The sequence below is a fragment of the Streptomyces sp. NPDC001492 genome (assembly GCF_053597275.1).
Map to the genome: position 1 here is coordinate 23,343 of NZ_JBSFHW010000029.1, position 25,713 is coordinate 49,055.

Genomic DNA, 25,713 nt, shown 5'->3' on the forward strand with positions numbered 1-25,713 from the left:
TCTCAAAAGGGTGAAGCGTGCGTTCGTACGTCTATGAAGTGTGCCGCCCGGACGGCCGGGCGGCACAATCGATCTTCTGATCAGCTGCTGGGTCAGCGCGGGCCGAGGCTCCAGCGCGGGCCCTGCGGGCCGTCCTCGATGGCGAGACCCGACTGGTTGAGCTGGTCGCGGATGGCGTCCGCGGTGGCCCAGTCCTTGCGGCCGCGAGCCGCCTCGCGCTGGTCGAGGACCAGGCGTACGAGGCTGTCGACCACGCCGTGCAGGTCCTCGCCGCGGTCGGCCTCCCCGGCCCAGTGCGGGTCGAGCGGGTCGAGTCCGAGGACGCCGAGCATGGCACGCACCTCGGCGAGGCGGGCCACGGCGGCTTCCTTGTCGTCGGCGGCGAGGGCCGAGTTCCCCTGCCGGACCGTGGTGTGCACGATGGCGAGGGCCTGCGGCACGCCCAGGTCGTCGTCCATCGCCTCGGCGAAGGCGGGCGGCACCTCGGCGGACGGCTCGACGGTGCCGGCCTTCTCCACCACCCGCTGCACGAACCCCTCGATGCGCGCGAACGCCGACTCGGCCTCGCGCAGCGACTCCTCGCTGTACTCGATCATCGAGCGGTAGTGCGGGGTGCCGAGGTAGTAGCGCAGCACGATCGGGCGCCACGTCTTGACCATCTCGGAGACGAGGACGCTGTTGCCCAGCGACTTCGACATCTTGTCGCCCGCCATGGTCACCCAGGCGTTGTGCACCCAGTACTGCGCGAAGTCGTCACCGTAGGCCTTGGCCTGGGCGATCTCGTTCTCGTGGTGCGGGAAGATCAGGTCGAGGCCGCCGCCGTGGATGTCGAAGGCGGTGCCCAGGTACTTGTGCGCCATCGCCGAGCACTCCAGGTGCCAGCCGGGACGGCCGCGGCCCCAGGGCGTCGCCCAGGTCGGCTCGCCCGGCTTGGCCGACTTCCACATGGCGAAGTCGCGCGGGTCGCGCTTGCCGGTCTCGCCGGTGCCCGAGGGCTGCTGGAGGTTGTCGAGTTCCTGCCGGGACAGCTCCAGGTAGCCCGGGAAGGAGCGCACGTCGAAGTAGACGTTGCCGTCGGCCTCGTAGGCGTGTCCGCGCTCGATGAGGCCCTGCATCATCTCGACCATCTCGGTGACATGGCCGGTCGCCCGCGGTTCGTACGTCGGCGGGAGGCAGCCGAGCGCGGTGTAACCGTCGTTGAACGCGCGCTCGTTCTCGTAACCGATCGACCACCAGGGGCGGTTCTGCTCGGCCGCCTTCGCGATGATCTTGTCGTCGATGTCCGTGACGTTCCTGATGAACGTCACGTCATAGCCGCGGTACTCGAACCAGCGGCGCATGATGTCGAAGTTGAGGCCCGAGCGGATGTGCCCGATGTGCGGGGCCGCCTGCACGGTGGCACCACAGAGGTAGATCGAGACACAGCCCGCTGTGAGCGGGACGAAGTCACGGATCTGCCGGGCGTTGGTGTCGTACAGGCGAATGGTCACCACTCCAGGGTAGTGGGCGCAGGGCAGTGCCTTGCGCCCCTTCCGCTCAAGGGGGACGGTTTCGTGACGTTCACCCCCGGTCGGCCCGCACCACCAGTGCCGTCGCGATCGCCATCAGGCCCTCTTCACGGCCCGGGAACCCGAGTCCGTCCGTCGTGGCGCCCGACACCGACACCGGTGCTCCGGCCGCCTCGGAGAGCAGCTTCTGCGCCTCGTCGCGGCGCTTGCCGATCTTCGGGCGGGGGCCTACGACCTGTACGGCGACGTTGCCGATGCGGAAGCCCGCCTCGCGGACGATGCGGGCGGCCTCCGTGAGGAGGGTGACGCCGGAGGCTCCGGACCACTCGGGGCGGCCCGTGCCGAAGTGCTGTCCCAGGTCACCGAGGCCGGCGGCGGAGAAGAGCGCGTTGCACGCGGCGTGTGCGACGACGTCCGCGTCGGAGTGGCCGGCAAGGCCGGGGCCCTCGCCCTCCCACTTCAGGCCCGCGCACCACAGCTCGCGGCCCTCCTCGAAGGCGTGGATGTCGGTGCCGATGCCGACCTGGGGCAGCGGGCCGCCGAAGGAGTCAGAACCCATCGTTCAGCCTCCTGCGGGCCAGGACCGCCTCGGCCAGGACCAGGTCCAGCGGGCGCGTGACCTTGAAGGCCTCCTCGTGGCCGGGTACGACGACGACCTCAAGGCCCAGCTGCTCGATCATGCCGGCGTCGTCGGTGACGTCGTCGGTCACGGTCTCGTGGGCGCGGACGAGCGTGGCCCGTTCGAACCCCTGCGGGGTCTGCACGGCGCGGAGGCGGGAGCGCTCCGGGGTGGCCACCACCCGCTCCGGCTCGCCCGGTGCCGCCGCCGGTTCGACCTCCTTGACGGTGTCGGCGAGGGGCAGCGCGGGCACGACGGCCGGCGCACCCTCCCGTACGGCCTCGATCACGGCGTCCACCGTGTCCACCGGAACCAGCGGTCGTGCCGCGTCGTGCACCAGGACGATGTCGTAGCCGGGCGGCAGCGCGTCGAGGCCGAGTTTCACGGACTCCTGGCGCGAGTCGCCGCCCGGGACGACGAGGAAGTCGGTCCGCTCGGGCAGCGCATGGGCGTCGAGAAGCGATTTGACCTCGGGCGCGCCGTCGGGCGGCGCCACGACGACGACCAGGGAGACCGCGCGCGACGCGGCCATGGCACGCACGGCATGGATGAGCATGGGGGTGCCGCCCAGCGCGCGGAGTGCCTTGGGGGCGCCCGGACCGAGGCGTACGCCCCGTCCGGCGGCCGGAATCACCGCGGCCGTACGGGTTCCGGCGGGCGAAGGGCGCGAATCGTCAGACATCGGTTCCTGTCAGGTTTGTGTGCTGGCCTTGCGTGGGTATGGCCTGGGAAGTGCCGGGCGCGACGCCTTGACCGGACCCTTCCGTGACACCGGTCGAGCCAGCTGCCCGGGCCCGGCACGCCAAGTATCGCGGGGGAACCTCCCCGGCAGTAACGACGTACGCAAGGCGCCTGGGTATGAACATGCCGCAGCGCCCGGCGACAGGAAATACGTCATCGGGCACCGCGGCATTTCAATGTACTGAGTGCTGAAGCGGGCTTGCGCCTGCTGTCAGGTTCAGGACGCGAGAACCTCGTCGAGCAGGGCCTCGGCCTTGTCCTCGTTCGTGTTCTCCGCGAGGGCGAGCTCGCTCACCAGGATCTGGCGGGCCTTGGCGAGCATGCGCTTCTCACCGGCGGACAGTCCGCGCTCGCGCTCACGACGCCACAGGTCACGCACCACTTCCGCGACCTTGATGACATCGCCGGAGGCGAGCTTCTCCAGGTTTGCCTTGTAACGACGCGACCAGTTCGTGGGCTCCTCGGCATACGGCGCGCGCAGCACTTCGAAGACCCGGTCCAGCCCGTCCTGACCGACCACATCACGTACGCCGACGAACTCCGCATTGTCCGCTGGCACACGCACCGTCAGGTCACCCTGGGCGACCTTCAGCACCAAGTAGGTCTTGTCCACGCCTTTGATCTGGCGAGTTTCGATGGCCTCGATCAGCGCGGCCCCGTGATGGGGATAGACCACGGTGTCGCCAACCTTGAACGTCATGTGACAGGTACCCCTTCCGTGGCTATCCAGGGTAACACGGAAACCGCGGGTTCTGAATGGCGTTTTCGCAGGTCAGGGCATATCTCGGGGCTTGACAACAGCAACAGGAACGTGCTGCGCGGCCTCGACGGAAGCAGGTATTCGCAGGTCGGAGCGGCTCTCCGGGGGAAGTGAAACGCGTACGTTACACACATCCGGAGGCCCTCCCAAGAGGAGGAACGTCCGCATATGTCTGGTTCCAAGTGTGCGACTTCCGCTACTCCGTTCGGTGCCAGGAGACGCTTCCGCGTCGATTCCGGAATTGATCACAGGCACCCGACTACGTGGTCCGTTCTTCCGTGGCTTGTTGCGTGTCGTGATCAATTTCGGGAGCGGCAGCGCATTCCTTCACGGAAATTTTGCGCCCCGCCGGACGGGGTATGCCGCAGGGACTTATGTGAATGCCGGACAGGCGTGGGCTACCCCCTGTGGACTACTCCCTGGTGAGCCATGCCGGGCCAGAGGGAGGGTCGGGTGCGGCGACTCGGGGACGGCTCGGTAACCTAAGGCCGCTGACAGACACTTAGGGCGGCTTTACGGGTCGCCACGCTCGAGTCAAGGAGTTGCCGCCGCCGTGAGCAGCAGCCTTCGACGCGGCGCCCTCGCCGCCGCCGCCATCGCGTTCTCGATCGCCTCGCTCGCCGCGTGCGGCGCGGGCGGCGACGCTCAGACGCTGGAAATCAAGCCGGACAACGCGGCGACCAAGGTCGGCGACCTCAAGGTGCAGAACGCCCTGATCATCACCCAGCCCGACGTCCGGGCGCCCGGGCCGGCCGTGATCTCGGCGACCCTCTTCAACAACGGTGACACCCCGCAGACGGTGGACTCGATCACCCTCCCGAACGTCAACGCGACCGCCGAGATCAAGCCGGCCAAGGGCAACGGCAAGCTGGTCGTGCCGGCGCACGGTTCCGTGGTGATCGGCGGCAAGGGCAACGCCAGCGCCGTGTTGGCCAACGGACGCGAGGCGGTCCAGGACGGCAGCGTCCGCAAGGTCACCTTCACCTTCAGCAAGACCGGCGACGTGAGCCTGCAGGCCTTCGTGGTCCCGGCCCAGAGCTACTTCGAGGCCTGGGGCCCGAGCGAGATCCCGTCGGCCCCCGCCTCCCCCACCCCCAAGCCGGGCACGAGCACGACGGCGTCCCCGAACCCGTCCACCTCGGCCTCGAAGCCGGCCACCTCGGCCACCCCGACCGACGCGGCCTCCGCGAGCGCCTCGGCGTCGAAGCCGGCCGCCGGGCACTGAGCACGCGTACGAGTACGACGAAGGGCGGGACCTCTCCAGGAGGTCCCGCCCTTCGTCGTAGGGCCCGGTGGCCGGCCTACGGCTCGAACTTGTAGCCCAGACCACGAACCGTCACCAGGTACCGCGGCGCGCCCGGGTCCGGCTCGATCTTGGCGCGGAGGCGCTTGACGTGGACGTCGAGGGTCTTGGTGTCGCCCACGTAGTCGGCGCCCCAGACGCGGTCGATGAGCTGCATGCGGGTCAGGACGCGGCCCGCGTTGCGCAGCAGCATTTCCAGGAGGTCGAACTCCTTGAGGGGGAGGTCGACCTTGGAGCCGGAGACCGTGACCACATGGCGGTCCACGTCCATACGGACCGGGCCTGCCTCCAGGGCGGCCGGGGTGACCTCCTCGGGCTCGCCGCGGCGGCGCAGGACGGCCCGGATGCGGGCGACCAGTTCACGGGACGAGAACGGCTTGGTGACGTAGTCATCGGCTCCTATCTCCAGGCCTACGACCTTGTCGATCTCGCTGTCCTTGGCGGTCACCATGATGACGGGGACATTCGAACGGCCGCGCAGCTGACGGCACACCTCGGTGCCCGGCAGCCCGGGCAGCATCAGGTCGAGGAGGACGAGGTCGGCGCCGTTGCGCTCGAACTCGTCGAGTCCGTCGGGGCCCGTGGTCGCGACCGCGACCTCGAAGCCCTCCTTGCGGAGCATGTACGACAGGGCGTCGGAGAAGGACTCCTCGTCCTCGACGACGAGCACTCGGGTCACGGAAGGACCTCCGGGGCGGGAAGCGGTTCGTACGGGGATGACTGGGGGGTGGTGCGGTCGGCCTCGTCGTCGAGATCGTCCGGGTCGGGGTGGTGGTGCGCGCGGTCGCGGGCAGCCCCCGCCTCCGGCAGCCTCAGGGTGAACGTGGAGCCCTGACCCTCGGAGCTCCACACCGTGACCTCCCCGCCGTGCGAGGCGGCCACGTGCTTGACGATCGCGAGTCCCAGGCCCGTGCCGCCGGTGGCACGGGAGCGGGCGGGGTCCACGCGGTAGAAGCGCTCGAAGATGCGCTCCTTGTCCTTGTCGGAGATGCCGATGCCCTGGTCGGTCACGGCGACCTCGATGTGGTCACCACCGGGCGCGGTCACCCGGCGGGCGGCTATGCCCACACGGGTGCGGGCGGGCGAGTAGTTGACGGCGTTCTCCACAAGGTTGCCCAGGGCGGCGGCCAGCTGACCCCTGTTGCCCCAGACATACAGGTCGGCGGTGCCGCCGGCGGCCATGGTGATCTGCTTGGCGCCGGCCTGGTGGCGGCAGCGGTCGATGGCCTCGGCGACCAGTTCGTCCACCCGGACGGGTTCGGCGTCCTCGAGCGGGTCGTCGTTCTGCACTCGGGACAGGTCGATGAGTTCCTGCACCAGGCTGGTGAGCCGGGTGGCCTCGATCTGCATCCGGCCGGCGAAGCGCTCCACCGCCTCCGGGTCGTCCGAGGCGTCCATGACGGCCTCGGAGAGGAGGGAGAGAGCGCCGACGGGCGTCTTCAGCTCGTGGCTCACGTTCGCGACGAAGTCGCGTCGTACCGCCTCGATGCGGCGGGCCTCGGTGAGGTCCTCGACCAGCAGGAGCACCAGCCGGGAGCCGAGCGGGGCCACGCGTGCGGAGACGGCGAGCGCGTCGCCGCCCCGCCCGGTGCCCCGCCGCGGCAGGTCCAGTTCGACCTGGCGTATCTCGCCGTCCCGTCGGGTGTCCCGGGCCATCTGGAGCATCGGTTCCACGGAGAGCCGGCCGCCGCGGACCAGGCCCAGGGCGTACGCCGCGGAGCTGGCCTTGACGACCGCGTCGGCCTCGTCGAGGACGACCGCCGAGGAGCGGAGCACGGACAGGACGGTGTCCACGCCCGGTGGAAGCACCGGGTCCGTGTGCAGGGAGGTGCGGGTGGGGCGCTTCTGCTCCCGCTCGCTCCAGCGGAACGCCAGCATGGCGATCACGCCGGTGAGCACCCCGGCGATCGCTGCCGCTGCGGCGACCGCCGCGTTCACGTCCATGCCCAACAGGTTAGGCATGGGGTACGACATCCCCACAGCCGTCGAGGTGCGAGCTCGAACACTCGTCGCCCAGAGTTCACCTTGGAGCCAGTGATGGTTCATTTGGGGTGACGGAAACGGACGCGTACGGGCCGGAACGTGGGAGCGTGGGGTGCGAAGCGCCGTTTTTGACTGCCGGTTTTCGGCCGAAGGACGTACGAGCCCCTGCCCCGGCAGCCCCGAAGGACACGTAAGAGAGGGATCCCTGATGCGGGACGCGTACCACGAGGAACTGGACTCGATCGGCGACGGTCTGGTGGAGATGGCCCGGCTGGTCGGGTCGGCGATCGGGCGCGCCACGACCGCCATCCTCGACTCCGACCTCAAGCTGGCCGAGAACGTCATCGAGGCCGACAAGAGGGTCGACGAACTCCAGCACGAGCTCGAGGCCCGGGCCATAGCCCTGCTGGCCCGCCAGCAGCCGGTGGCCACGGATCTCCGTATCGTCGTCACCTCGCTGCGTATGTCGGCCGACCTGGAGCGTTCGGGCGACCTGGCGCAGCATGTGGCGAAGCTGGCCCGCCTCCGCTTCCCGGAGCGGGCGATCCCGCACGACCTGCACGCGACCATCCTGGAGATGGGCCAGCTCGCGCAGCGCCTGATGGCCAAGGCGGCCGAGGTGATCATCACCAAGGACGTCGACCTGGCGCTCCAGCTGGAGCAGGACGACGACGAGATGGACCTGCTGCACCGCACCCTCTTCCAGCACCTGCTGGACGACCGCTGGCAGCACGGCATCGAGACGGCGGTGGACGTCACCCTCCTCGGCCGCTACTACGAGCGGTACGCCGACCACGCGGTGGCCGTCGCCAAGCGCGTGGTGTTCCTGGTGACGGGTGAGCACGCGGACGAGCTGCAGGCCGACGTCCAGCCGGAGATCCAGCCGGTGGGCGGGGGCGACGGGGCGTAGGACCGAGGTGTCCCGGGGGGCGTGAACCCCGATGGCGGGGCGTGTGGACGCCACAGTGCGCCGTTGATGCGCCCAGCACAGCGGGCATGCAATGGGCACAGGCACCAGCCTCTAGGCCTCCAGGAGGACCCATGGCCGAAGCCCCCACCACGCCCGACCCGACGCAGGAGCGCGAGACGGACCGGCCCGCCGAGATCAAGAGCCTCCCGCTCTTCGGCGCGTGCGGCTGCGGCTCGGGCTGCGGCTGTGGCTGCCAGTCGGGCAATCCCTGTCAGTGCGGCTGACCGCTCCGGTTGATCTCGTACTCCTCGTACGACGTGAAGGGCCCCGGTGATCGTGCCGGGGCCCTTCGCCGTGAGTCGCCCCGGGCCGCGGACGAGCGCAGCATGGAAGCAGGGAAGCGAAGAAGCCGCCGTCGCAAGGAGCGGAAGGAGGTGCGCTGCCATGGCGCAGTTCATGGACGTACACCACGGGATGAAGGGCATCACGGCCGAGCAGCTGCAACAGGCCCACCAGGCCGACCTCGCCATAGAAGGGGACGAGGGCGTCCACTTCGAAAGGGCCTGGGCGGACCCCGAGTCCGGCACGGTCTACTGCCTCTCGGAGGCCCCCTCGGCGGAGGCGGTCCAGCGCATCCACGAGCGTTCGGGTCACAAGGCGGACGAGGTGCATGCGGTGCCGCTGTCGGTCTGACCTCGGCGCGCGATCCGCGAACGGCCCCCTGCCCGCGGGAGTACGCGGGCAGGGGGCCGGGGCAGTAAGGGGGCGCGCCGGGGAGAAGGCGCGACTCATTCGCCCTTCTGGGTGAACATGTCGATCAGGCCGCGGGCGGTGTTGGCCTCGGAGTCGATCCCGGGCATCTCGCCGCCGCCGAAAGTGGCGGCCTCGGCGCTGCGGGGGAACATCGCCTGCTCGTACGCGGCGAGCGCGGCCTCGGTGTCGTCCGGGTGCGCGGCCATGGCCTTGCCGAGTTCGGCACCGTCGAGCATGGCGAGGTTGGCGCCTTCGCCGTTGGGGGCCTGGAGATGGGCGGCATCTCCGAGCAGGGTCACGCCCGGCACCCGGTCCCAGCGGTGCCCGGTCGGCAGGGCATGGATCGAACGCAGGACCGGCGCGGTGTCGCTCTCGGTGATCAGCCCGGTGAGCTCCGGCGCCCAGCCCTCGAACTCCGCCGCGATCCGTGCCGTCGCCGCGGCGGCATCGGTGAAGTCGATGGCGGCGAACCAGTCCAGCGGCTTGGACAGCGCCACGTACATGTGCAGGGTGTCGCCGCTCTCCCGGTGGGCGAAGATCTCCCGGCCCGGCGAGGGCGCGATCATCATCCCGCCGCCGACCGCCTTCGCGGCGGCGGGGTGCCGGGTGTCGGCCTCGTACAGATAGGTCTCGACGAACGACGTGCCGGTGTACGCGGGTGTGGCGTCGGAGAGCAACGGCCGGACCCGTGACCATGCGCCGTCCGCGCCGACCAGCAGGCTCGTGACGAGGGTGGTGCCGTCGGCGAAGGTGACCTCGTGGCGGCTGTCGCCGAGGGCACGTGTGCCGCTGACCTTGTGGCCCCACCGGACGGTGCCGGCCGGAAGCGAGTCGATCAGCATCCGCCGCAGCTCGCCGCGCATCGCCTCGGGGCGTCCGCCGTTGCCGTCGTCGTCCTTGTCGAACAGGACGGTTCCGTCCGTGTCGAGGACCCGCATCGCCTCGCGGCCCTCCAGGACGATGGCGCGGAACTCGTCCATCAGACCGGCGGCCTGGAGGGCGAGCTGCCCGTTGTAGTCGTGGATGTCGAGCATCCCGCCCTGTGCGCGCGCCGACGGGGAGGCCTCCGCCTCGTAGACGGTGGCCGGGATGCCGTGGACGTGCAGAACGCGGGCGAGCGTGAGTCCGCCGAGTCCGGCGCCGATGATCGTGACAGGTGTGTCCATGGTGGCTCCTCAGGGATCGGGCCGCCCGGCGAGCTCCGGTCGGCCCCTTCCCTGGAAGGTGTCAGCCCCCACCGACGCGCCACCTACATCCGTCCGACAGCCCCGACGAGTCGCCTACATCCACCCGACAGCGATCTGGGGTGGCCCAGAAAATCGAACACATGCTTGAATTCGGCCATGCGACCGTTCCCCGCCGACCTCGCCCAGGCGCAGCAGGACTGGAGTGCCACCTACCGCCGGCTCGCCGAGCACCCCGGCCGCACCGAGCTGCGCCGACGCCTGCACCGACTGTCGACCCGGGTGTACTTCCACCCCTACTGGCAGCACCGGCGCCCCAGCCCAGAAGCCTGGTGGGACCTGCGTGACCTGGGACGATCCCACCAAACCACCAGTGAACGGCTCCCCCGATGACACGCTGGAGTGCAGGCCCGGACATCCCGGATGATCCTGAAGGCATGGCCGGACCGATTCGCGTGATCGTGCATCCACCCTCCCCCACGGGCGGCCGACGGGTCCGCGTGGACGGCGAGATCCTGGGGCTCGCGTACAACGTGGCGGACGTCGCGGAGTTCCTCCGCCGGGCCGGTCTGGAGATCGATCCCGCGGACGTGGCGCAGTCGCCGTGGATCGACTGGCGGGGGGTGGGGCCGGAACACTGGGGTCCGGAGGCGTGAGGGAAGCCGCGATCACTCGCGGGTGTCAAGGGAGCCGGAAGACCCGCGCGCCTTCGCCCTTCGCCGACGCCGGTGCCAGCGGTCCGACAGCTCCCCCGTCGCGACGGCAGCAGCGGCCAGAACGGCGCACGCCGGCCAGCTCTCCAACTCGTCGTCGAACAGACCGACAAAGCGCATCACCACTGTCGTCAGGGCCCACCCGACAACGGCCCAGGCCACCGCTTTGACGCGTCTGCTTCCACCGGTCACGGGCTCAAGGTAGCTGGCGGGATCTTGTGCCCCGCCCTTGTCCCCGATACAACCGTCCCGTGACAAGCAACTGCGGCCCGAAGGCGCGGTGGACCAAGGACAAGGCCGGCGCCGCCCTGGCGGCCACAACCGGCTTCTTCTTCAGTCGCGAGCCCGCTCTTGAAGCGACGAGGCATCTGACCCAGGAGTATCCGTACACCGCCGCTGCGCTCGTCAGCCTCGCGGTGGCCGTCCTCGCGTACTGGATCGGGTTGCGGGTGATGAGGAAGCTCCCCTGACGGCCCCAGCACAGCGACAAGCCCCCCGCCGGCGGAGGAACCGCGGGCAGGGGGCCTGATCAGTGCGGGTTACTTCTTCTTGCCCTGGTTCTTGACCGCCTCGATGGCCGCCGCGGCCGCCTCCGGGTCGAGGTACTTGCCGCCGGGGGTGACCGGCTTGAAGTCGGCGTCGAGCTCGTAGGAGAGCGGGATGCCGGTCGGGATGTTCAGGCCCGCGATGTCCGCGTCCGAGATGCCGTCCAGGTGCTTGACCAGGGCGCGGAGGCTGTTGCCGTGGGCGGCGACGAGGACCGTGCGGCCGGCCAGGAGGTCCGGGACGATGCCGTCGTACCAGTAAGGGAGCATGCGGACGACGACGTCCTTCAGGCACTCCGTGCGGGGACGGAGCTCCGGGGGGATCGACGCGTAGCGCGGGTCGTCCGACTGGGAGAACTCCGTGCCGTCCTCGAGGGGCGGGGGCGGGGTGTCGTACGAGCGGCGCCACAGCATGAACTGCTCCTCGCCGAACTCCGCGAGGGTCTGCGCCTTGTCCTTGCCCTGGAGGGCGCCGTAGTGGCGCTCGTTCAGACGCCAGCTGCGGTGGACCGGGATCCAGTGGCGGTCCGCGGACTCCAGCGCGAGCTGCGCCGTGCGGATCGCGCGCTTCTGGAGGGACGTGTGGACCACGTCGGGGAGGAGGTCGGCGTCCTTCAGGAGTTCGCCACCGCGGACTGCCTCCTTCTCGCCCTTCTCGTTCAGGTTCACGTCCACCCAGCCGGTGAACAGGTTCTTCGCGTTCCACTCGCTCTCGCCGTGGCGGAGGAGGATCAGCTTGTACGGTGCGTCGGCCATGTCCCAGAGCGTAATCCACGCATTCGGGCCACAGGAGGCCCGCCCAGCAGACGGACAGTTGACGGCATCTGTTAATTGAGTGGCCGCGCCACTCGGCCCACGCGTAAGTTGTGCCTGCTGTCTGCGCCACTTACGTCCATGGGGGATTCTCGATGTCAGTCGCCAGTCTGAGACGTGCCGCCCGGGAGACCGTCTCCGGGCTGCCCCGCGAGTTCTGGTGGCTGTGGACCAGCACCCTCGTCAACCGGCTCGGGGCTTTCGTCGCCACCTTCATGGCTCTGTACCTGACGATCGACCGCGGGTACTCCGCCTCCTACGCCGGTCTCGTCGCGTCCCTGCACGGGCTCGGCGGAGTCGTCTCCTCGCTCGCGGGCGGCGTCATGGCCGACCGGCTCGGGCGGCGGCCCACCCTGCTGATCGCCCAGTCGTCGACCGCCGCCTCCGTCGCGCTCCTCGGGTTCGTGCACGATCCCTTCGCCATCGCCGGTGTCGCGTTCCTGGTGGGCATGGCGTCCAACGCCTCCCGGCCCGCCGTCCAGGCGATGATGGCCGACATCGTGCGGCCCGAGGACCGGGTGCGCGCCTTCTCCCTCAACTACTGGGCGATCAACCTCGGGTTCGCCGTCTCCTCCATGGCCGCCGGGTTCATCGCCGAGTTCAGCTATCTCGCCGGGTTTCTGATCGAGGCCGGGATGACGGCCGTCTGCGCGCTCGTCGTCTTCCTCAGGCTGCCCGAGTCGCGGCCGGTCGCCGGCGTCTCCAAGGGGGCGAAGGAGGACGCCGTCGGTCTGGGTGCGGTCGTCCGCGACAAGCGGTACATGGGTGTGGTCGGACTGTCCTTCCTCGTCGCGCTCGTCTTTCAGCAGGGGTCCGTCGGGCTGCCCGTCGCGATGGGGCAGGCGGGGTTCACCCCCGCCGACTACGGCATGGCCATCGCCGTCAACGGCGTACTGATCGTCGCGCTGCAGATCCCCGTCACCCGGTTCATCGAGCGCCGGGATCCCCGGCGGCTGCTCGTGGTCTCGTCCCTGCTGGCCGGATACGGCTTCGGGCTCACCGCGTTCGCCGGGTCGGTCGGCGTCTTCGCGCTCACCGTGTGCGTATGGACTCTGGGCGAGATGCTCAACGCGCCGACGCAGACGGGGCTGGTCGTACGGCTGTCGCCGGTGCACGGCCGGGGGCGCTACCAGGGCGTGTACACGCTGTCGTGGTCTCTCGCCGCGCTGGTCGCTCCGCTGATGTCCGGGCTGGTCATCGACCGGTTCGGGGCCGAGTGGCTGTGGGGGCTGTGCGCGGTCGTCGGCACGGCGGCGGCCGTCGGGTACGGCGCCCTGATGCGGCGGCTTCCGGCGGCGGAGGCGGCGGCTTCGGTTCCGGCGGCCGCCGGGGCCGAGGTCGCGGCGGGGTGAGGTGTCCGCCGCCCGGGGCGGGGAGGGCGTCGGAAAAGCCCCCGCCCCGCACCGAGAACATCAAGGCGCGGGGCGGGGAATCAAGCAACGCCCGGCGCTCGGTGCCCGGAAGCCTAGTTGAACGTCCCCTCGAACTTGCCGAAGTCGGGGTCGCCGTTGACCTTGGCCACGTCGTTGAGCGGGTCGTCGTCGGGGCCGTCGGCGAGGGCCTGGGCCGCGCCTCCCAGCAGGACTGCCCCGGCGAGCGCGAGGGCGGCCAGCACGGCAGATACACGCATAAGCGTCTCCTTCGGTAGGTGTGTGCTTGCCGGAGGTATGCCGCCCAGCCGCCGTGCAGGAAGCGCCACGTGCACACAAGCACCCGAATGCGTCGCACGTGGCGCCACCCGTGTGGACGTGGGAGAAGACACGACGAAGCCCCCCACCTGCGGTTCCCCGCCAGTGGAGGGCTTGTCGCCGTTGCTGTCGACCGGTGCCGGCGCTGTCAGGTCGCCGGCCGGGCGATCAGAAGCTGGCGTTCACACCGACCTGGTGCGGGAGGGCACCGAGGGTGCCGCCGAGGGTGCCCAGGGCCGTCGCCTTGAGCGTGTCGAGCTCGGCCAGGGCGTCCGCGCTGCTGAGCGTCGTGGAGCCGGCGGTGAGGGAGACCTGCGGGGCCAGACCGCCGGAGACGGCGTCGAGGTCGGCGTCGGAGATCTCGGCGGTCTGAACCTGGGGAGCGGAGTTCATGGTGAAACTGCCCTTCGCATGGATGTGCCAGAGGGGGGAGCGGCCCCGCGGGGGGACAGAAGACGGGGCTCGGTGCGGAGGATCAAACCACGGAGCGTGCCCGGCATCCAGTGCGAAGGCACCCGGAGCTGGGCAGTTGAAACGGTCGGCCACCGAAGCGTGTGGGCATGCACACGAATTGGGGGCAGCTTCTCTACACCGAGCGCCGCACAGGAAGCCGACAGGTGTTGCCCCGGCTGCCGCGAACAGGACAACTCCGCATCAACAGAACTCACCCGGAACTCACTCGTACCGTGGTTGCGCATTGAGTGTGCAGATTCGGTCACGGATGCATCCGTGCACCTTTCAGCACCTTGTCCACAGCGTTCCTCGGGCCGTGGACCGCCATCCCCACCAGGTCCAGATCACCCGTCCCCACGGCCCGCACCGCCGCCCGGTTGTCGCGGTCGTTGCCCGTGCCGAACAGGTCGGAGGTGAAGACCGAGCGCGGCAGGGCCCGGGACAGCGCCCGCCCGTGGGCCGCCGTCAGCGTCTCCTTCGCACCCTCGAAGACCAGTACCGGCTGGCGGAACATGGGCAGGTACCGGATGCCGTCCGCGTCCTCGTAGGGCTCGCCGATCACCTCGGGAACCGCCGTCCCCAGGCCGCTGACCAGGAACGCGGTCACGTTCAGCCGCTGCCAGGGCTCCAGGTCCTCCCGCAGCAGGACAGCGATCTTGGTGTCGAAGCGCATCGGTTCAGTGCTCATGCACCGAGACTGCCGACCGTCGTACGGCCCCGTCTTGTACGTTCTTTGCATGGCCGCTCAGCGCCCCCGGCAGGAGGTCTCCGCCTGGCGCCCCCGGATACCCGGCGTCGTGGAGGTCTTCCACGCGCACTTCACCGAGTACGCCTACCCGATGCACGTCCACGAGGCGTGGACGCTGCTCATCGTGGACGACGGAGCCGTACGGTACGACCTCGACCGGCATGAGCACGGCACCCCGCACGACACGGTCACCCTCCTGCCGCCGCACGTCCCGCACAACGGCTCCCCCGCCACCCCGCACGGCTTCCGCAAGCGTGTCCTCTATCTCGACGGCACACACCTGGGCGACGACCTCATCGGGGCCGCCGTCGACCAGCCGGACCTGCGCGACCCCGTACTGCGGCGGCGCGTCGGGCAGTTGCACACCGCCCTCGCGCACGCCGGGGACGAGCTGGAGGCCGAGAGCAGGCTGACCTTCATCGGGGAGCGGCTGCGGTCCCAGCTGCGGCCGAGTGCCCCTCCCACCAACTCCCGGCCCGATCCCGCCCTGGCCCGCCGTCTGCGCGAACTCCTCGACGAGCGCGTGGTCGACGGCCTCACCCTCGACGAGGCAGCGGGGCTCGTGCACGCCCATCCCGCGCATCTGGTGCGGGCGTTCAGCACCGCCTACGGCATCGCGCCGCACCAGTACCTGAACTCCCGCCGCGTCGACCGCGCCCGCCGGCTCCTGCTCGACGGCCGGTCGCCGGGGGAGGTCGCGTCCGCCACCGGGTTCTTCGACCAGTCCCATCTCACCCGGCATTTCCGGAAGTTGGTGGGAGTGACTCCGGGGCGTTATGCGAAGAAGGTGTGACAAGGCAGCTCTTGCGAGGCCCGCGGCCATATCGTCCGACTCATGGACTGGCATGAGTGGCACGATGCGTACGACTCACCCGACTCCTATCTCGGCCGGCGCCTGGCCCTCGTCCAGGAACGCATCCGGCTCGCCCTCGACGAGGCCCCGGCCGGCCCGCTCACCGCGGTCAGCCTCTGCGCCGGACAGGGCCGCGACCTGATCGGTGTGCTCCGCGACCACCCCCGACGGGCCGACGTCCGGGCCCGGCTGGTCGAGCTGGACGAGCGAAACGTCGAGGTGGCGCGGAGTGCGGCGCAGGCCGCGGGGCTGCCGGACGTCGAAGTCCTCGCCGGGGACGCCTCCCTGACGGACCACTACGCCCCTCTCGTGCCCGCCGACCTCGTCCTCGTCTGCGGGGTGCTGGGCAACCTGGTCGACGCCGACGTCGAGCGGACGATCGACCACCTCGCACAGCTCTGCCGGCCCGGCGGCACGGTCGTCTGGACCCGCACCCGGCACTTCGAGCCCGACCTGGTGCCCCAGATCTGCGCCTGGCTGGAGGAGCGGGACTTCGAGCGGCTGTGGGTGTCCGACCCCAGCCTCGGCCACGGCGTCGGAGCCCACCGGTTCGCCGGTGAGCCCCGCCCCCTGAAACCCGGCCGGCGCATGTTCGACTTCATCGGCTACGACACCCTGCGCCGCGCCTGAGTCACAGCGCGCGCTGCGCCTCGTACAGGTTCCGCGGCCGGACCTCGTTCGTCGTGGGATACAGCTCCAGCCGCGTATGCAGGTCCCCGGTGAAGTCCGGTACGTCGACCTGGTCGAACTCGGTGACCTCGTTGACGCCGACGGTCGCTGAGTACGGCGCGAGTCCGTCGATCTTCACCAGACCCGCCCTGCGGTTCGTCACGCGGATGTTCCAGTGGGCGAAGCGGGCGCCGAAGAGGGGGCCGGCGTTCGCGTCGCCGCCGTGGCGGCCGTTGTTGTCGACGGTGATGTCGGTGCGGACGTTCGCGAAGGGCAGGCCCCGGTGGGAGTCGAAGGTGCCCATCCGCAGGTCGCCGCGCGACCAGACGTTGTAGGAGGACAGGCCCTCGACGTTGATGCCGTGCAGCTGTGTCCCCTCCGGGGCCGGGATCGTGCGCTGTTCGATCGTGAAGTCCTCGATCAGGTTGTCGTGCGAGCCCTCGCGGCAGAAGTAGGGGTGGTGTTCGCCGCGGCCGCCGACCCTGGTGCGGCGCAGGGTGCAGGAGGACGCGGCGACCAGCCCGAACCCGTTGTCGACGTTGCGTACGGTCACGTCGTCCACCCAGCAGTCGTAGGCGCACTGCAGCGCGACGCCGTTGTAGCCCTTGTCGAGGAGGTGCGGCGACTGGGGGGTCTCCATGACGTCGAGGGTGAGACCTTCGACGCCCGCACCGGTCAACTCCCTTGTGTGCGTGGTGAACTGGGGATTCCATTCGGGGCGCAGGTCGAGCGGGAGCGGGCGCTCCAGCGTGACTCTTCGGCCGCGCACGCGGGCCACCCGGACCGGCCACTCGTAGGGGACGTACGACAGCAGCTTCGTCTTGTCCTGCCAGGAGTACGCCGCCGGTCCGGGGCCGCCGCCCGACATGTGCTGGAGGAGGGTGTGGCCGGCGTCGTCGGCGATGCGCAGGAGGACCAGTCGGCCGGGTCGCAGCCGTGAGGGGTCGGCGACCGTCACCGTCCAGTCCCCTTGCCGCGCGGGCTCCACGGCCGTCAGGGGCTCCCACTCGTCCCGCCTGTTGCCGGTCCAGCCCTCGAAGGGCCAGGCCTGGGCCCTGATGGCGGCGACGAGTGAGTCCCAACGGGCCCGCGGGGCCAGCCAGATCAGACCGCCCGCCCAGGACCAGGCCGACTTGGTGCCGCCGTATCGGGAGCCGTAGACCCCGATCAGCTCGGTGAGGCTCTTCGTCGCGTACAGCGTCGTACGGCCGCTCCCGGCGCCGCGCAGCACGACGTTGTCGTACCCGATGTGGATCAGGCCGTCGATGCGGAAGGTCCCCGGCGGGATGGTGACCGTGCCGCCGCCGGCCCTCCCGGCGGCGGCGACGGCACGGTTGATCGCGGGGGCGCAGTCGGTGAGACCGCCCTCCTCGGCGCCGTAGTCGCGCACGTCGGCCACGGCGGGGCGGCGGGGGAAGCGCGCCGCCCCGCGCAGGCAGCCCGCCCGGCCGACGTACGGGATCTGCGGATGAGTGAAGGGAGTGCGGACGAACTCCCGCCAGATGGTGGGGACTTGGCTGCCGGTCGGGGCTGCGGAGGCGGGTGTGCCGGTGGCCGCGGCGGCCGCCACAGCGGTGGCGCCGGCGAGAAGGCTCCGTCTGGTCATGCCCTGGTGCGCCGTGCTCATTCCGTACGCCCTTTCCATGCGACTCTTCATGGATATGAACGACGTTCAGATCTGCGTCGGCCGTGAGCATGCCACGAGGGACCGTGCTCGGAAAGGGGGCGGGCGGGAGTTATTCAGCAGAGCGCTGGGTCAGATGAGTGAACGCGTCCAGGTTCCGCGTCGACTCTCCCCGTGCCACCCGCCACGCGTACTCCTTGCGGATCGCGGACGCGAAGCCGAGTTCCAGGAGGGTGTTGAAGCTGCCGTCCGCCGCCTCCAGGACCTGGCCGAGCAGGCGGTCGATCTCGTCGGGGGTGACGGCGGAGAGGGGGAGCTTGCCCGCGACGTAGATGTCGCCCAGCTGGTCGACGGCGTAACTCACGCCGTACAGCTTGAGGTTGCGTTCCAGGAGCCAGCGGTGGACGCCCGGCTCGTTCTCGTCGGGGTGGCGGATGACGAAGGCGTTGAGGGAGAGGGAGTGCCGGCCGACCAGGAGGGAGACGGTCGTCTTCAGCTTCCGGGTGCCGGGGAGCTGAACGACGTAGTTGCCGGGGGCGGGGCTCTCCCATTCGAGTTCGGCGTCCTTCAGGACGCCTTCGATCACCTGGGCCGCTTTCTCTGCATCAGCCATGGTGGGAGCGTACGCGACGGCGGTGCGACTGCATCGCGGCCGTGTAGACGTCCGCCGTCGCGGCGGCCGCGGTGTCCCAGCCGAAGGACTGCGCGTGCCGGGCGGCGGCCGCACCCATGCGGGTCGGGAGCGTCGGGTCGTCGGCGAACGCGGACAGCACGCGCGCGTAGTCGGCCGGGTTGTGGCCCTGTACGAGGAAACCGGTCTCCCGGTCGCTCACGGCCACCGGCAGTCCGCCGACCGAGGCCGCGAGCACCGGTGTGCCGGCCGCCTGCGCCTCGATGGCGACCAGGCCGAAGGACTCGCTGTAGGACGGCATGACGAGGACGGACGCGGCCCTGAACCAGTCCGCGAGCTGGTCCTGGCCGACCGGCGGACGGAAGCGCACCACGTCCGCGATGCCCAGGCGGGAGGCCAGTTTCTGCAGACCCTCGGGCTTGGCGAGGCCACTGCCGCTGGGGCCGCCGACGATCGGCACGAGGATGCGGGAGCGCAGCTCGGGACGCTCGTCCAGGAGGACGGCGACCGCGCGCAGCAGCACGTCCGGGGCCTTCAGGGGCTGGATGCGGCCCGCGAAGAGGGGGATCAGGGCGTCCTGCGGGAGGTCGAGGCGGGCGCGGGCGGCGGCGCGGCCGTCGGCGGGACGGAAGCGGTCCAGGTTGACGCCCGGGTGGACCACGGCGACCTTGCCGGGGTCGGCGCTGTAGTGCCGTACGAGTTCGTCGGCTTCCTCGGCGGTGTTGGCGATGAGCCGGTCGGCCGCCTCGACGATCTGGGTCTCGCCGATCACACGGGCCACGGGCTCGGGGGTGTCGCCGTCGGCCAGGTTGGCGTTCTTGACCTTGGCCATGGTGTGCATGGCATGGACCAGGGGGGCGCCCCAGCGCTGGGCGGCGAGCCAGCCGACATGTCCGGAGAGCCAGTAGTGGGAGTGCACGAGGTCGTAGTAGCCGGGGCGGTGGCCCGCCCAGGCCTGCATCACCCCGTGGGTGAAGGCGCACAGCTGGGCCGGGAGTTCCTCCTTCGCCAGGCCCTCGTACGGGCCCGCGTCGACATGGCGGACGAGGACGCCCGGGGCCAGCTCGACGCTCGGGGGGAGGGCGGCCGTGGTGGCGCGCGTGAAGATCTCGACCTCGATGTTGATCGCGGCGAGGCGCTGCGCGAGCTCCACGATGTAGACGTTCATGCCGCCGGCGTCGCCCGTGCCGGGCTGGTGGAGTGGTGAGGTGTGCACGGAGAGCATGGCGACGCGGCGCGGGCGGCGGTGCAGCCTCAGCCGCGCGGGCGCCGCCTGGGAGCGTCGCCCGAGCCTGCTGACGTACTGGCTCACGTGGCGTTCCTCCTTGTGCGGGCATGCCTGGGCGAGGGTGTGGGGCGCCCTCCAAGGGAGGCAACAGCGCGGGGACGGGTTCCCATCCCCGGCGAAGGGGATTTTGCCGAGGCATTACCGGAGATCGCTCAACCGTTCGACGCTCGGGTGCGTGGGGCCGCGCACCGTCCGCATACCCTCGTACGCATGACTTCCCGCGCCACGCCCCGCCCTGTGGGAACCGTGACACGCGGGACCACCAACCCCAACCGGCTGCGCCGCATGGACCGCTGGATCGCGGCCACGCACGGCGCCGAGCTGCGCCGCGCCGCCGATCCCGTCGCCGTCGACCTCGGCTACGGCGCCGCCCCCTGGACGGCCGTCGAACTCCTCACCCGGCTCCGCGCGACGGCGCCCCGCACCCGTGTGGTCGGCGTCGAGATCGAACCGGCCCGGGTGACGGCGGCGAAGCCGTACGAGCGCGAAGGCCTGGTCTTCCGGCACGGCGGGTTCGAGATCCCCCTCCCCCAGCGGCCGCATCTCGTCCGCGCGGCCAACGTGCTGCGCCAGTACGACGAGTCCGAGGTCGCCGCGGTGTGGCAGCGACTGTGCGCCCGGCTGGCCCCGGCGACCGAGCACTCCCGCGGCGGACTGCTGGTCGAGGGGACCTGCGACGAGATCGGGCGCCGGCACGTCTGGGTCGCGCTCGGTCCCGAGGGGCCGCGGACGGTCACCTTCGCGACCCGGCTCGGCTCCCTGGACCGGCCCTCGGACCTCGCCGAACGCCTCCCCAAGGCGCTCATCCACCGCAATGTCCCCGGCGAACCCGTGCACGCCTTCCTGCGCGACTTCGACCGCGCCTGGTCCGCCGCCGCGCCCTACGCCTCCTACGGCGCCCGGCAGCGCTGGATCCGCGCGGTGCGGGATCTGACGGCCGACTGGCCGGTGACGGACGGGACGGAGCGGTGGCGGCAAGGAGAAGTGACGCTGGCCTGGGAGGCGTTGGCACCCCGCGGCTGACCGGCCTTCGCCTCTGACCTGCGGGGAACGATCTCCCTGAGTCGTTCGTCACAAAGGCGGGGAGATCGCGTACGGCAACGGGAAAGGGGGAAATCCGACGTGCGTGCAGCTCTGTCGCTTTGCGCGTCGGCGTGGCACGATCCCCCAGGCGCCGTAAGTTACTGACGGTAAATCAGGTTTGGGGGTAGCTGTATGGGTACGGGCAAGCGCGGCCTCGTCGCGATGGCCGTGACCGTGGTCTGCGCGGTCACCGTGCTGGCAGCGCCGGGGACGGCGTTCGCGAATGCCGGCCGGACGCCCTCCCCCAGCACCTCTCCCTTTCCGGACGCCTCCGCCTCCACGACTCCGGCGGCCGACAAGGACCTTGAGGCGATCCGCGAGAAGCTGGACCAGCTCTACCACGACGCGGCCGTCGCCACGGACGCGTACAACGCGGCCGAGGAGAAGACCAAGCAGCAGTCCGCCGCGATCGTCGACCTGGCGCAGAAGATCGTCAAGGGTCAGCAGAAGCTGGACGAGTTGAAGAAGCGGGCGGGTGCCGCGGCCGCCGCCCAGTACCGCACCGGCGGACTGCCCGACGAGGCCCAGCTGCTGCTCAGCGACAACCCGCAGCAGTTCCTCGACGGCGCGGGCCGGGTGCTGGAGGGCGAGCGGGCGACCAAGGGCCTGATCGTGGAAATGACCCGCACCCAGCAGGACTTGAAGCAGTACGCCGCGGACGCCGCCGACCAGTGGAAGAAGCTGGAGGCGAACCGCAAGGCGAAGGACGCCGCCCGAAAGAGGATCAAGCAGCAGATCGCGGCCGCCGAGAAGCTGGAGAGCCGGCTGGAGAAGAAGGAGAAGGAGCGCCTCGCCCGGCTGGAGCAGGAGGCCGCCCTCGAGGCGCAGACCGCCTGGCTCGACTCCGGGATCCTCGACGAGATCAACGGCAAGGCCTCCGAGCTGGGCAAGAAGGCGGTGGCCTACGCCACGGCGCAGATCGGAAAGCCGTACGAATGGGGCGCCGAGGGCCCGGAGACGTTCGACTGCTCGGGGCTGACCTCACAGGCGTGGGCGGCCGCGGGGCACGCCATTCCGCGCACCTCGCAGGAGCAGTGGAAGCAGCTGCGGCACGTCGACATCAAGGACATGCGGCCCGGCGACCTCATCATCTACTTCGACGACGCCAGCCATGTCGGGATGTACATCGGCGACGGCGCGATCGTGCACGCCCCGCGGCCCGGGCGGACGGTGACGATCACGGGGGCGGGGTCCATGCCGATCCTCGGGGTGGTGCGCCCGGACGCGTAGGGAGGGTTGGCCTGGCGGTCGGGTGAACCCCGTCACGTGACCCACTGCACGCCGAACGCCCCCGCAAACCCGCGGTGGACGTGACGTTCGTCATTCCTGCGCCGCGTCCCTCCTGTCCAACTGCGGTACGGATCGCGGCATATGACAGTGGCGCCTGGCCAAGCAGCGTGTCTCACGCCATTCCTTTACCGCCCGGCCACCCGCTATGGTCCCCGTCGGTGGATCGAGATCTCTCGCTCCGCGTGCCCTCGGGGGGAGGGAAGGAACTCAACAAGATGCCCGTACCCATACCGCGGCAGAGAGCGATCCCGGCCGCGGAGAGTGGTCAGGCGCAGGCCGCGCAAGAAGGCGGCACCTCCACGGACCAGACCCCGCGCAAGGAAGCCACGGTCGACAAGAACGCCGCCGCCACCACGAACCTGACGCTGCTGCTGATCGAGGACGATCCCGGCGGCTCCACCGTCATACCCGAGCTGCAGGACTCGGCCGGCCGTCCGATCCGCGTCCGCACCGCCCGCAACCTCACCGAGGCCGCGCGGCTGCTGACCGACGACGTGTACTGCATCCTGCTGGACCTCGCGTTGCCGGCCCCCGGCCGCGGCGATGACGACGAGCTCGCCGTGCTCAAGCACGTACTGGAGCTCGCGCCCCGGCACGCCGTTCTCGCGCTCACCGCGTCCGGTGACGCCGAGCGCGCCGCCGAGGCCGTGCGGGTCGGCGCCCAGGACTACCTCTTCCGGGACGAACTGGACGGCCGGCTGCTGAGCCGGGCGATCCGCTACGCCGTGGAGCGGAAACGTTCCGACACGGCCGAGCGGCGGCTCGCCGAGGGCCGGGTCCGGGCGCAGGAGAACCGGCGCCTGGAGCGAGGGCTGCTGCCCACCCCGCTGCTCGAAGGGTCGTCGCTGCGGTTCGCCGCGCGGTACCGGCCCGGCCGGTCGCGGGCGCTGCTCGGGGGTGACTTCTACGACGTCGTACGGACGCCGGACGGCACCGTGCACGCCATGATCGGCGACGTCTGCGGGCACGGCCCGGACGAGGCGGCGCTCGGCGTGGAGCTGCGGATCGCCTGGCGGGCGCTGACCCTGGCGGGGCTGTGCGGTGACGAACTGCTCGGGACGCTGCAGCAGGTGCTGGAGCACGAGCGGTCCGACGACGAGATCTTCGCGACGCTCTGCACGGTGGACATCTCCCCCGACGGGCGGCGGGCCGGGCTGTGTCTTGCCGGACACCCCTCGCCGCTGATCGCCCGGCCGGGGCGGACGGCCGAGCTGCTGCCGTACGACAACAACGGGCCTGCCCTAGGGCTGCTGCCGGGTGCGCGGTGGCCCCGGATGCAGGTGGAGCTGGGGCGCGAGTGGAGTCTGATGCTCTACACCGACGGGCTCATCGAGGGCCGGATCGGGGAGGGGCGCCTCGAACGGCTGGGGCAGGACGGGATGGTGGAGATGGTCCGGCGGCAGCTGGCCGCGGGGTTGCGGGGCGAGGCGCTGCTGCGGGCTGCTGTGAACGAGGTTCGTGAGCTGAACGGAGGCGAGCTCACGGACGACGTGGCGGTGTTGTTGCTGGACCGCGGGGTCTGAGCGGCAGCTCGCCGTTGTGGGGTCTGTTGTACGCCGACTGCGGGTCCATTGTGGCTGGTCGCGCCCACGCGGCGGAGCCGCACATCGAAACAGCCCCGCGCCCCTGAGAAGGGCGCCCCCCGACCGGTGGTTGTCAGCGGCCGCCGTTGTAGGGACCGTAAGGCCCGTCGCTGCTGGAACCCCGTCGGTTGCGGCCGCCGCCTGCGAGGCCTCGGAGGGCCGGGCGGACGTCGACCATGTAGACGATGCTGGCCACCAGGCCTATGGCGGGCAGGAACGACAGGATCGGGAAGATCAGGTTCACCACGAAGGCGAGGGCGAGGATGATCAGCCAGAACGGCTTGGTCTGCTTGCCGACCGCGCGGTAGGCGTCCTCGCGCCGGATGGCCGCGTCGATCAGCGCGAAGCCGCTGAAAAGGATCAGGGCCATGCTCAGCAGCCACATCAACCCTGCGAATCCCTGCATCAGCACTACGTCCACCACCAGACTCGGCTTGTTCCTACGCGGTCACCGTACCCGTTCCCGAACACCGGCTACCCGCACAACGGGTCGGGCCCTCCAGGAGTGCCCGACCCGTTACCGATCACCCGTCCGTGTCACTTCGCGGGCGGCGTGGTCTTCTTCGCGGTGGTGGTCTTGCGGGCCGGCGCCTTCTTGGCGGCGGGCTTCTTCGCCGCAGCGGGGGCGGCCTCGGCCTCGGCCGGCTTGGTGTCTTCCTTGACCGCGACCGGCTCGGCCTTCGGCTCGACGGCGACGGCCAGCTCCTCGATCTCCTCGGCCGCCTCGCCGCGCCAGGTCTTCACGGCCTGCTCGCCGTGCTCGGCGACCTTCTCGTAGGTCTCGCGGGCCTTCACGGCGTACTCGGCGGCGACACCGACACCGCGCAGCGCGAGGTCCTGGGCCGACTCGCCCAGCTTCTTCAGGTCGGCGTCGATGGTGGAGCCGAGCTTCTTGATGTCACCGTCGAGGGTCGCCAGGAACTCGGTGACCTTGGCCTGGAGGTTCTCCTGGGTCTCCTTGACCTTGGCGCCGGCCTCCTTGGCGCGGGCCTGGGCCTTCTCCTGCACGGCCTTCGGGTCGGTGGTGCGGACGGCCTCGAAACGGGCCGGGGCCTCGGCGCGCAGCTGCTCCACCAGGCCGGGCACCTTCTTGGCCTGCTGAAGGGCCAGGTCGGCGGTGCCGGCGGCGAAGTAGAGCGGCGTCGGGTCGCTGAGGGTCTTACGGAGGTCGTCGGTGATGGCCATGGTGATGGTCCTCCCGGATCGCTTGCGCTTGAGGGTTTTGGGTCCCGCGGGCAGCGTGGCCGGTCTGCTCAACCGGTGGGCCGCTGCGGGTCGTGCGGTTCGGCATCGTTGCCGTCGGACGTGCGGGTGCGGCGCGTGGCGGACTTTCGTCCGCCGGCCGTGCGGGTCTTGCGGATACGGCGCTCACCGGTCTGCTCGCCGCCGTCCTCGCGGGGGCGGCGTATCGCGGTGTCGGTGCCCTGAGCGTCCTGTCCGTCCGTGGCGCCCTGGCTGGGCTCGGCGGTCAGGACCACCGCGCCGGCCTCCGGGGGCTCCTCGGTCGTCTCGTCCGCCGTACCGGCGATCCCGAACCCGTTCTCCTTGCGGAAGGACTCGTAGATCTGGAGCAGCACCTGCTTCTGCCGCTCGTTCAGCGTGGGATCGGCGAGGATGACGGCGCGCGTCTCCACCTCGTCCCGGTCCCGCTCGGCGTCGAGGATGCCTGCGCGGACGTACAGCGTCTCGGCGGAGATCCGCAGTGCCTTGGCGACCTGCTGCAACACCTCCGCGCTCGGCTTGCGCAGCCCGCGCTCGATCTGGCTCAGATACGGATTGGACACCCCGGCGGCGTCGGCGAGCTGCCTGAGCGACAGCTGCGCGGTGCGCCGCTGCTCGCGCAGGTATTCGCCGAGATTGCCGACGTTGAGCGATGCCATGCCTCCACCTTGCACCATCCTCGCTAACTATTGCAAGCAGCCGCTTGCAATAGTGCGCCACGCCACTCGGGCGGGTGCATCGGAACGGGGC

The 25,713-nt window shown here is 70.5% G+C and carries 30 protein-coding genes; 13 read left to right on the top strand and 17 right to left on the bottom strand.

All coding sequences use genetic code 11. The features are described 5' to 3' along the window. Positions 1-92: 92 nt before the first annotated feature. From cysS to ACWC1K_RS31650, 4 genes are all read right to left on the bottom strand, one after another. Entirely contained in the window at positions 93-1,490 is a 1,398-nt protein-coding gene (gene cysS / locus ACWC1K_RS31635) for a cysteine--tRNA ligase (RefSeq protein WP_450836376.1), read from the bottom strand. A gap of 70 nt (positions 1,491-1,560) precedes the next feature. After that, the gene (gene ispF, locus ACWC1K_RS31640) at positions 1,561-2,067 is read right to left on the bottom strand and encodes a 2-C-methyl-D-erythritol 2,4-cyclodiphosphate synthase (RefSeq protein WP_450836377.1); all 507 of its coding nucleotides are present in this window, start codon (positions 2,065-2,067) and stop codon (positions 1,561-1,563) included. Beyond that, the gene (ispD, locus tag ACWC1K_RS31645) at positions 2,057-2,809 is read right to left on the bottom strand and encodes a 2-C-methyl-D-erythritol 4-phosphate cytidylyltransferase (RefSeq protein WP_351480660.1); all 753 of its coding nucleotides are present in this window, start codon (positions 2,807-2,809) and stop codon (positions 2,057-2,059) included. Before ispD ends, ispF begins: the two co-directional genes overlap by 11 nt. A 276-nt stretch (positions 2,810-3,085) precedes the next feature. Then, on the bottom strand, positions 3,086-3,568 hold the full coding sequence (locus ACWC1K_RS31650; RefSeq protein ID WP_003953493.1) for a CarD family transcriptional regulator: 483 nt from the start codon (positions 3,566-3,568) through the stop codon (positions 3,086-3,088). Positions 3,569-4,181: 613 nt separating this feature from the next. On the opposite strand from ACWC1K_RS31650, the gene ACWC1K_RS31655 reads away from it, so the two are divergent. Beyond that, positions 4,182-4,853 carry a DUF461 domain-containing protein gene (locus ACWC1K_RS31655; RefSeq protein WP_450836378.1) on the top strand — a complete coding sequence of 224 codons (672 nt, stop codon included), beginning with the start codon at positions 4,182-4,184 and terminating at the stop codon, positions 4,851-4,853. Positions 4,854-4,929: 76 nt separating this feature from the next. Here ACWC1K_RS31655 and ACWC1K_RS31660 read toward each other — a convergent pair whose 3' ends face one another. Beyond that, positions 4,930-5,610, bottom strand: a complete 681-nt coding sequence (locus tag ACWC1K_RS31660; protein WP_015659563.1) for a response regulator transcription factor — start codon at positions 5,608-5,610, stop codon at positions 4,930-4,932. Further along, positions 5,607-6,875: a sensor histidine kinase gene (locus ACWC1K_RS31665; RefSeq protein ID WP_450836379.1), complete on the bottom strand. Its 1,269-nt coding sequence runs from the start codon at positions 6,873-6,875 to the stop codon at positions 5,607-5,609. Before ACWC1K_RS31665 ends, ACWC1K_RS31660 begins: the two co-directional genes overlap by 4 nt. 247 nt (positions 6,876-7,122) lie before the next feature. On the opposite strand from ACWC1K_RS31665, the gene phoU reads away from it, so the two are divergent. From phoU to ACWC1K_RS31680, 3 genes are all read left to right on the top strand, one after another. Continuing rightward, complete coding sequence (gene phoU / locus ACWC1K_RS31670; RefSeq protein ID WP_450836380.1) at positions 7,123-7,824, top strand: phosphate signaling complex protein PhoU; 702 nt, start codon at positions 7,123-7,125, stop codon at positions 7,822-7,824. Between the two features lie 131 nt (positions 7,825-7,955). Beyond that, positions 7,956-8,108 (top strand): hypothetical protein, encoded by a 153-nt coding sequence (locus tag ACWC1K_RS31675; RefSeq protein WP_351480649.1) that lies wholly within the window; start codon positions 7,956-7,958, stop codon positions 8,106-8,108. Between the two features lie 160 nt (positions 8,109-8,268). Continuing rightward, the gene (locus ACWC1K_RS31680) at positions 8,269-8,517 is read left to right on the top strand and encodes an SCO4226 family nickel-binding protein (RefSeq protein WP_351480646.1); all 249 of its coding nucleotides are present in this window, start codon (positions 8,269-8,271) and stop codon (positions 8,515-8,517) included. A 95-nt stretch (positions 8,518-8,612) separates the two neighbouring features. Here ACWC1K_RS31680 and ACWC1K_RS31685 read toward each other — a convergent pair whose 3' ends face one another. Beyond that, positions 8,613-9,743 carry an FAD-dependent oxidoreductase gene (locus ACWC1K_RS31685; RefSeq protein ID WP_450836381.1) on the bottom strand — a complete coding sequence of 377 codons (1,131 nt, stop codon included), beginning with the start codon at positions 9,741-9,743 and terminating at the stop codon, positions 8,613-8,615. Between the two features lie 177 nt (positions 9,744-9,920). Between ACWC1K_RS31685 and ACWC1K_RS31690 the strand changes: the two genes are divergently transcribed. The 3 genes from ACWC1K_RS31690 to ACWC1K_RS31700 all read left to right on the top strand — a co-directional run bounded on the left by ACWC1K_RS31690 (position 9,921) and on the right by ACWC1K_RS31700 (position 10,944). After that, positions 9,921-10,154: a hypothetical protein gene (locus ACWC1K_RS31690; protein ID WP_450836382.1), complete on the top strand. Its 234-nt coding sequence runs from the start codon at positions 9,921-9,923 to the stop codon at positions 10,152-10,154. A gap of 44 nt (positions 10,155-10,198) precedes the next feature. After that, positions 10,199-10,417: a hypothetical protein gene (locus ACWC1K_RS31695; protein WP_351480637.1), complete on the top strand. Its 219-nt coding sequence runs from the start codon at positions 10,199-10,201 to the stop codon at positions 10,415-10,417. Positions 10,418-10,725: 308 nt separating this feature from the next. Then, complete coding sequence (locus tag ACWC1K_RS31700) at positions 10,726-10,944, top strand: hypothetical protein (protein WP_450836383.1); 219 nt, start codon at positions 10,726-10,728, stop codon at positions 10,942-10,944. Positions 10,945-11,013: 69 nt separating this feature from the next. Here ACWC1K_RS31700 and ACWC1K_RS31705 read toward each other — a convergent pair whose 3' ends face one another. After that, complete coding sequence (locus ACWC1K_RS31705) at positions 11,014-11,775, bottom strand: phosphoglyceromutase (RefSeq protein ID WP_030941433.1); 762 nt, start codon at positions 11,773-11,775, stop codon at positions 11,014-11,016. 152 nt (positions 11,776-11,927) lie between these two features. On the opposite strand from ACWC1K_RS31705, the gene ACWC1K_RS31710 reads away from it, so the two are divergent. Beyond that, positions 11,928-13,184, top strand: coding sequence for an MDR family MFS transporter (locus ACWC1K_RS31710; RefSeq protein WP_450836384.1), 1,257 nt, complete (start codon positions 11,928-11,930; stop codon positions 13,182-13,184). 113 nt (positions 13,185-13,297) lie between these two features. Here the strand turns inward: ACWC1K_RS31710 and ACWC1K_RS31715 are convergent, their stop codons facing one another. The 3 genes from ACWC1K_RS31715 to ACWC1K_RS31725 form a co-directional block, all read right to left on the bottom strand. Beyond that, a complete protein-coding gene (locus ACWC1K_RS31715; protein WP_450836385.1) occupies positions 13,298-13,462 on the bottom strand; it encodes a hypothetical protein in 165 nt (54 codons plus the stop codon). 226 nt (positions 13,463-13,688) lie between these two features. Then, positions 13,689-13,913, bottom strand: a complete 225-nt coding sequence (locus ACWC1K_RS31720) for a hypothetical protein (RefSeq protein WP_389087089.1) — start codon at positions 13,911-13,913, stop codon at positions 13,689-13,691. Between the two features lie 322 nt (positions 13,914-14,235). After that, on the bottom strand, positions 14,236-14,661 hold the full coding sequence (locus tag ACWC1K_RS31725; protein ID WP_450836386.1) for a DUF2000 family protein: 426 nt from the start codon (positions 14,659-14,661) through the stop codon (positions 14,236-14,238). Between the two features lie 49 nt (positions 14,662-14,710). Between ACWC1K_RS31725 and ACWC1K_RS31730 the strand changes: the two genes are divergently transcribed. Both ACWC1K_RS31730 and ACWC1K_RS31735 read left to right on the top strand, forming a co-directional pair. After that, positions 14,711-15,514, top strand: coding sequence for an AraC family transcriptional regulator (locus ACWC1K_RS31730; protein WP_450836387.1), 804 nt, complete (start codon positions 14,711-14,713; stop codon positions 15,512-15,514). Between the two features lie 42 nt (positions 15,515-15,556). Continuing rightward, positions 15,557-16,204, top strand: coding sequence for a class I SAM-dependent methyltransferase (locus tag ACWC1K_RS31735; protein ID WP_450836388.1), 648 nt, complete (start codon positions 15,557-15,559; stop codon positions 16,202-16,204). A gap of 1 nt (position 16,205) precedes the next feature. Here ACWC1K_RS31735 and ACWC1K_RS31740 read toward each other — a convergent pair whose 3' ends face one another. The 3 genes from ACWC1K_RS31740 to mshA form a co-directional block, all read right to left on the bottom strand. Further along, a complete protein-coding gene (locus tag ACWC1K_RS31740) occupies positions 16,206-17,849 on the bottom strand; it encodes a glycosyl hydrolase family 28-related protein (RefSeq protein WP_450836389.1) in 1,644 nt (547 codons plus the stop codon). A gap of 130 nt (positions 17,850-17,979) precedes the next feature. Then, entirely contained in the window at positions 17,980-18,480 is a 501-nt protein-coding gene (locus ACWC1K_RS31745) for a type III secretion system chaperone family protein (RefSeq protein ID WP_365833405.1), read from the bottom strand. Beyond that, positions 18,473-19,810 carry a D-inositol-3-phosphate glycosyltransferase gene (gene mshA, locus ACWC1K_RS31750; protein ID WP_450836390.1) on the bottom strand — a complete coding sequence of 446 codons (1,338 nt, stop codon included), beginning with the start codon at positions 19,808-19,810 and terminating at the stop codon, positions 18,473-18,475. Before mshA ends, ACWC1K_RS31745 begins: the two co-directional genes overlap by 8 nt. Positions 19,811-19,996: 186 nt before the next feature. Between mshA and ACWC1K_RS31755 the strand changes: the two genes are divergently transcribed. The 3 genes from ACWC1K_RS31755 to ACWC1K_RS31765 all read left to right on the top strand — a co-directional run bounded on the left by ACWC1K_RS31755 (position 19,997) and on the right by ACWC1K_RS31765 (position 23,682). Continuing rightward, a complete protein-coding gene (locus tag ACWC1K_RS31755) occupies positions 19,997-20,809 on the top strand; it encodes a class I SAM-dependent methyltransferase (RefSeq protein WP_450836391.1) in 813 nt (270 codons plus the stop codon). 192 nt (positions 20,810-21,001) lie between these two features. Then, positions 21,002-22,099 carry an NlpC/P60 family protein gene (locus ACWC1K_RS31760; RefSeq protein ID WP_450836392.1) on the top strand — a complete coding sequence of 366 codons (1,098 nt, stop codon included), beginning with the start codon at positions 21,002-21,004 and terminating at the stop codon, positions 22,097-22,099. Positions 22,100-22,374: 275 nt separating this feature from the next. Next, positions 22,375-23,682: a PP2C family protein-serine/threonine phosphatase gene (locus ACWC1K_RS31765; RefSeq protein WP_450836393.1), complete on the top strand. Its 1,308-nt coding sequence runs from the start codon at positions 22,375-22,377 to the stop codon at positions 23,680-23,682. 133 nt (positions 23,683-23,815) lie between these two features. Here ACWC1K_RS31765 and ACWC1K_RS31770 read toward each other — a convergent pair whose 3' ends face one another. From ACWC1K_RS31770 to ACWC1K_RS31780, 3 genes are all read right to left on the bottom strand, one after another. Beyond that, on the bottom strand, positions 23,816-24,148 hold the full coding sequence (locus ACWC1K_RS31770) for a DUF2516 family protein (protein ID WP_351480595.1): 333 nt from the start codon (positions 24,146-24,148) through the stop codon (positions 23,816-23,818). A gap of 131 nt (positions 24,149-24,279) precedes the next feature. Beyond that, positions 24,280-24,927, bottom strand: coding sequence for a hypothetical protein (locus ACWC1K_RS31775; protein WP_450836394.1), 648 nt, complete (start codon positions 24,925-24,927; stop codon positions 24,280-24,282). A gap of 68 nt (positions 24,928-24,995) precedes the next feature. Further along, positions 24,996-25,622 carry a helix-turn-helix domain-containing protein gene (locus ACWC1K_RS31780; RefSeq protein ID WP_450836395.1) on the bottom strand — a complete coding sequence of 209 codons (627 nt, stop codon included), beginning with the start codon at positions 25,620-25,622 and terminating at the stop codon, positions 24,996-24,998. Positions 25,623-25,713 lie beyond the last annotated feature (91 nt).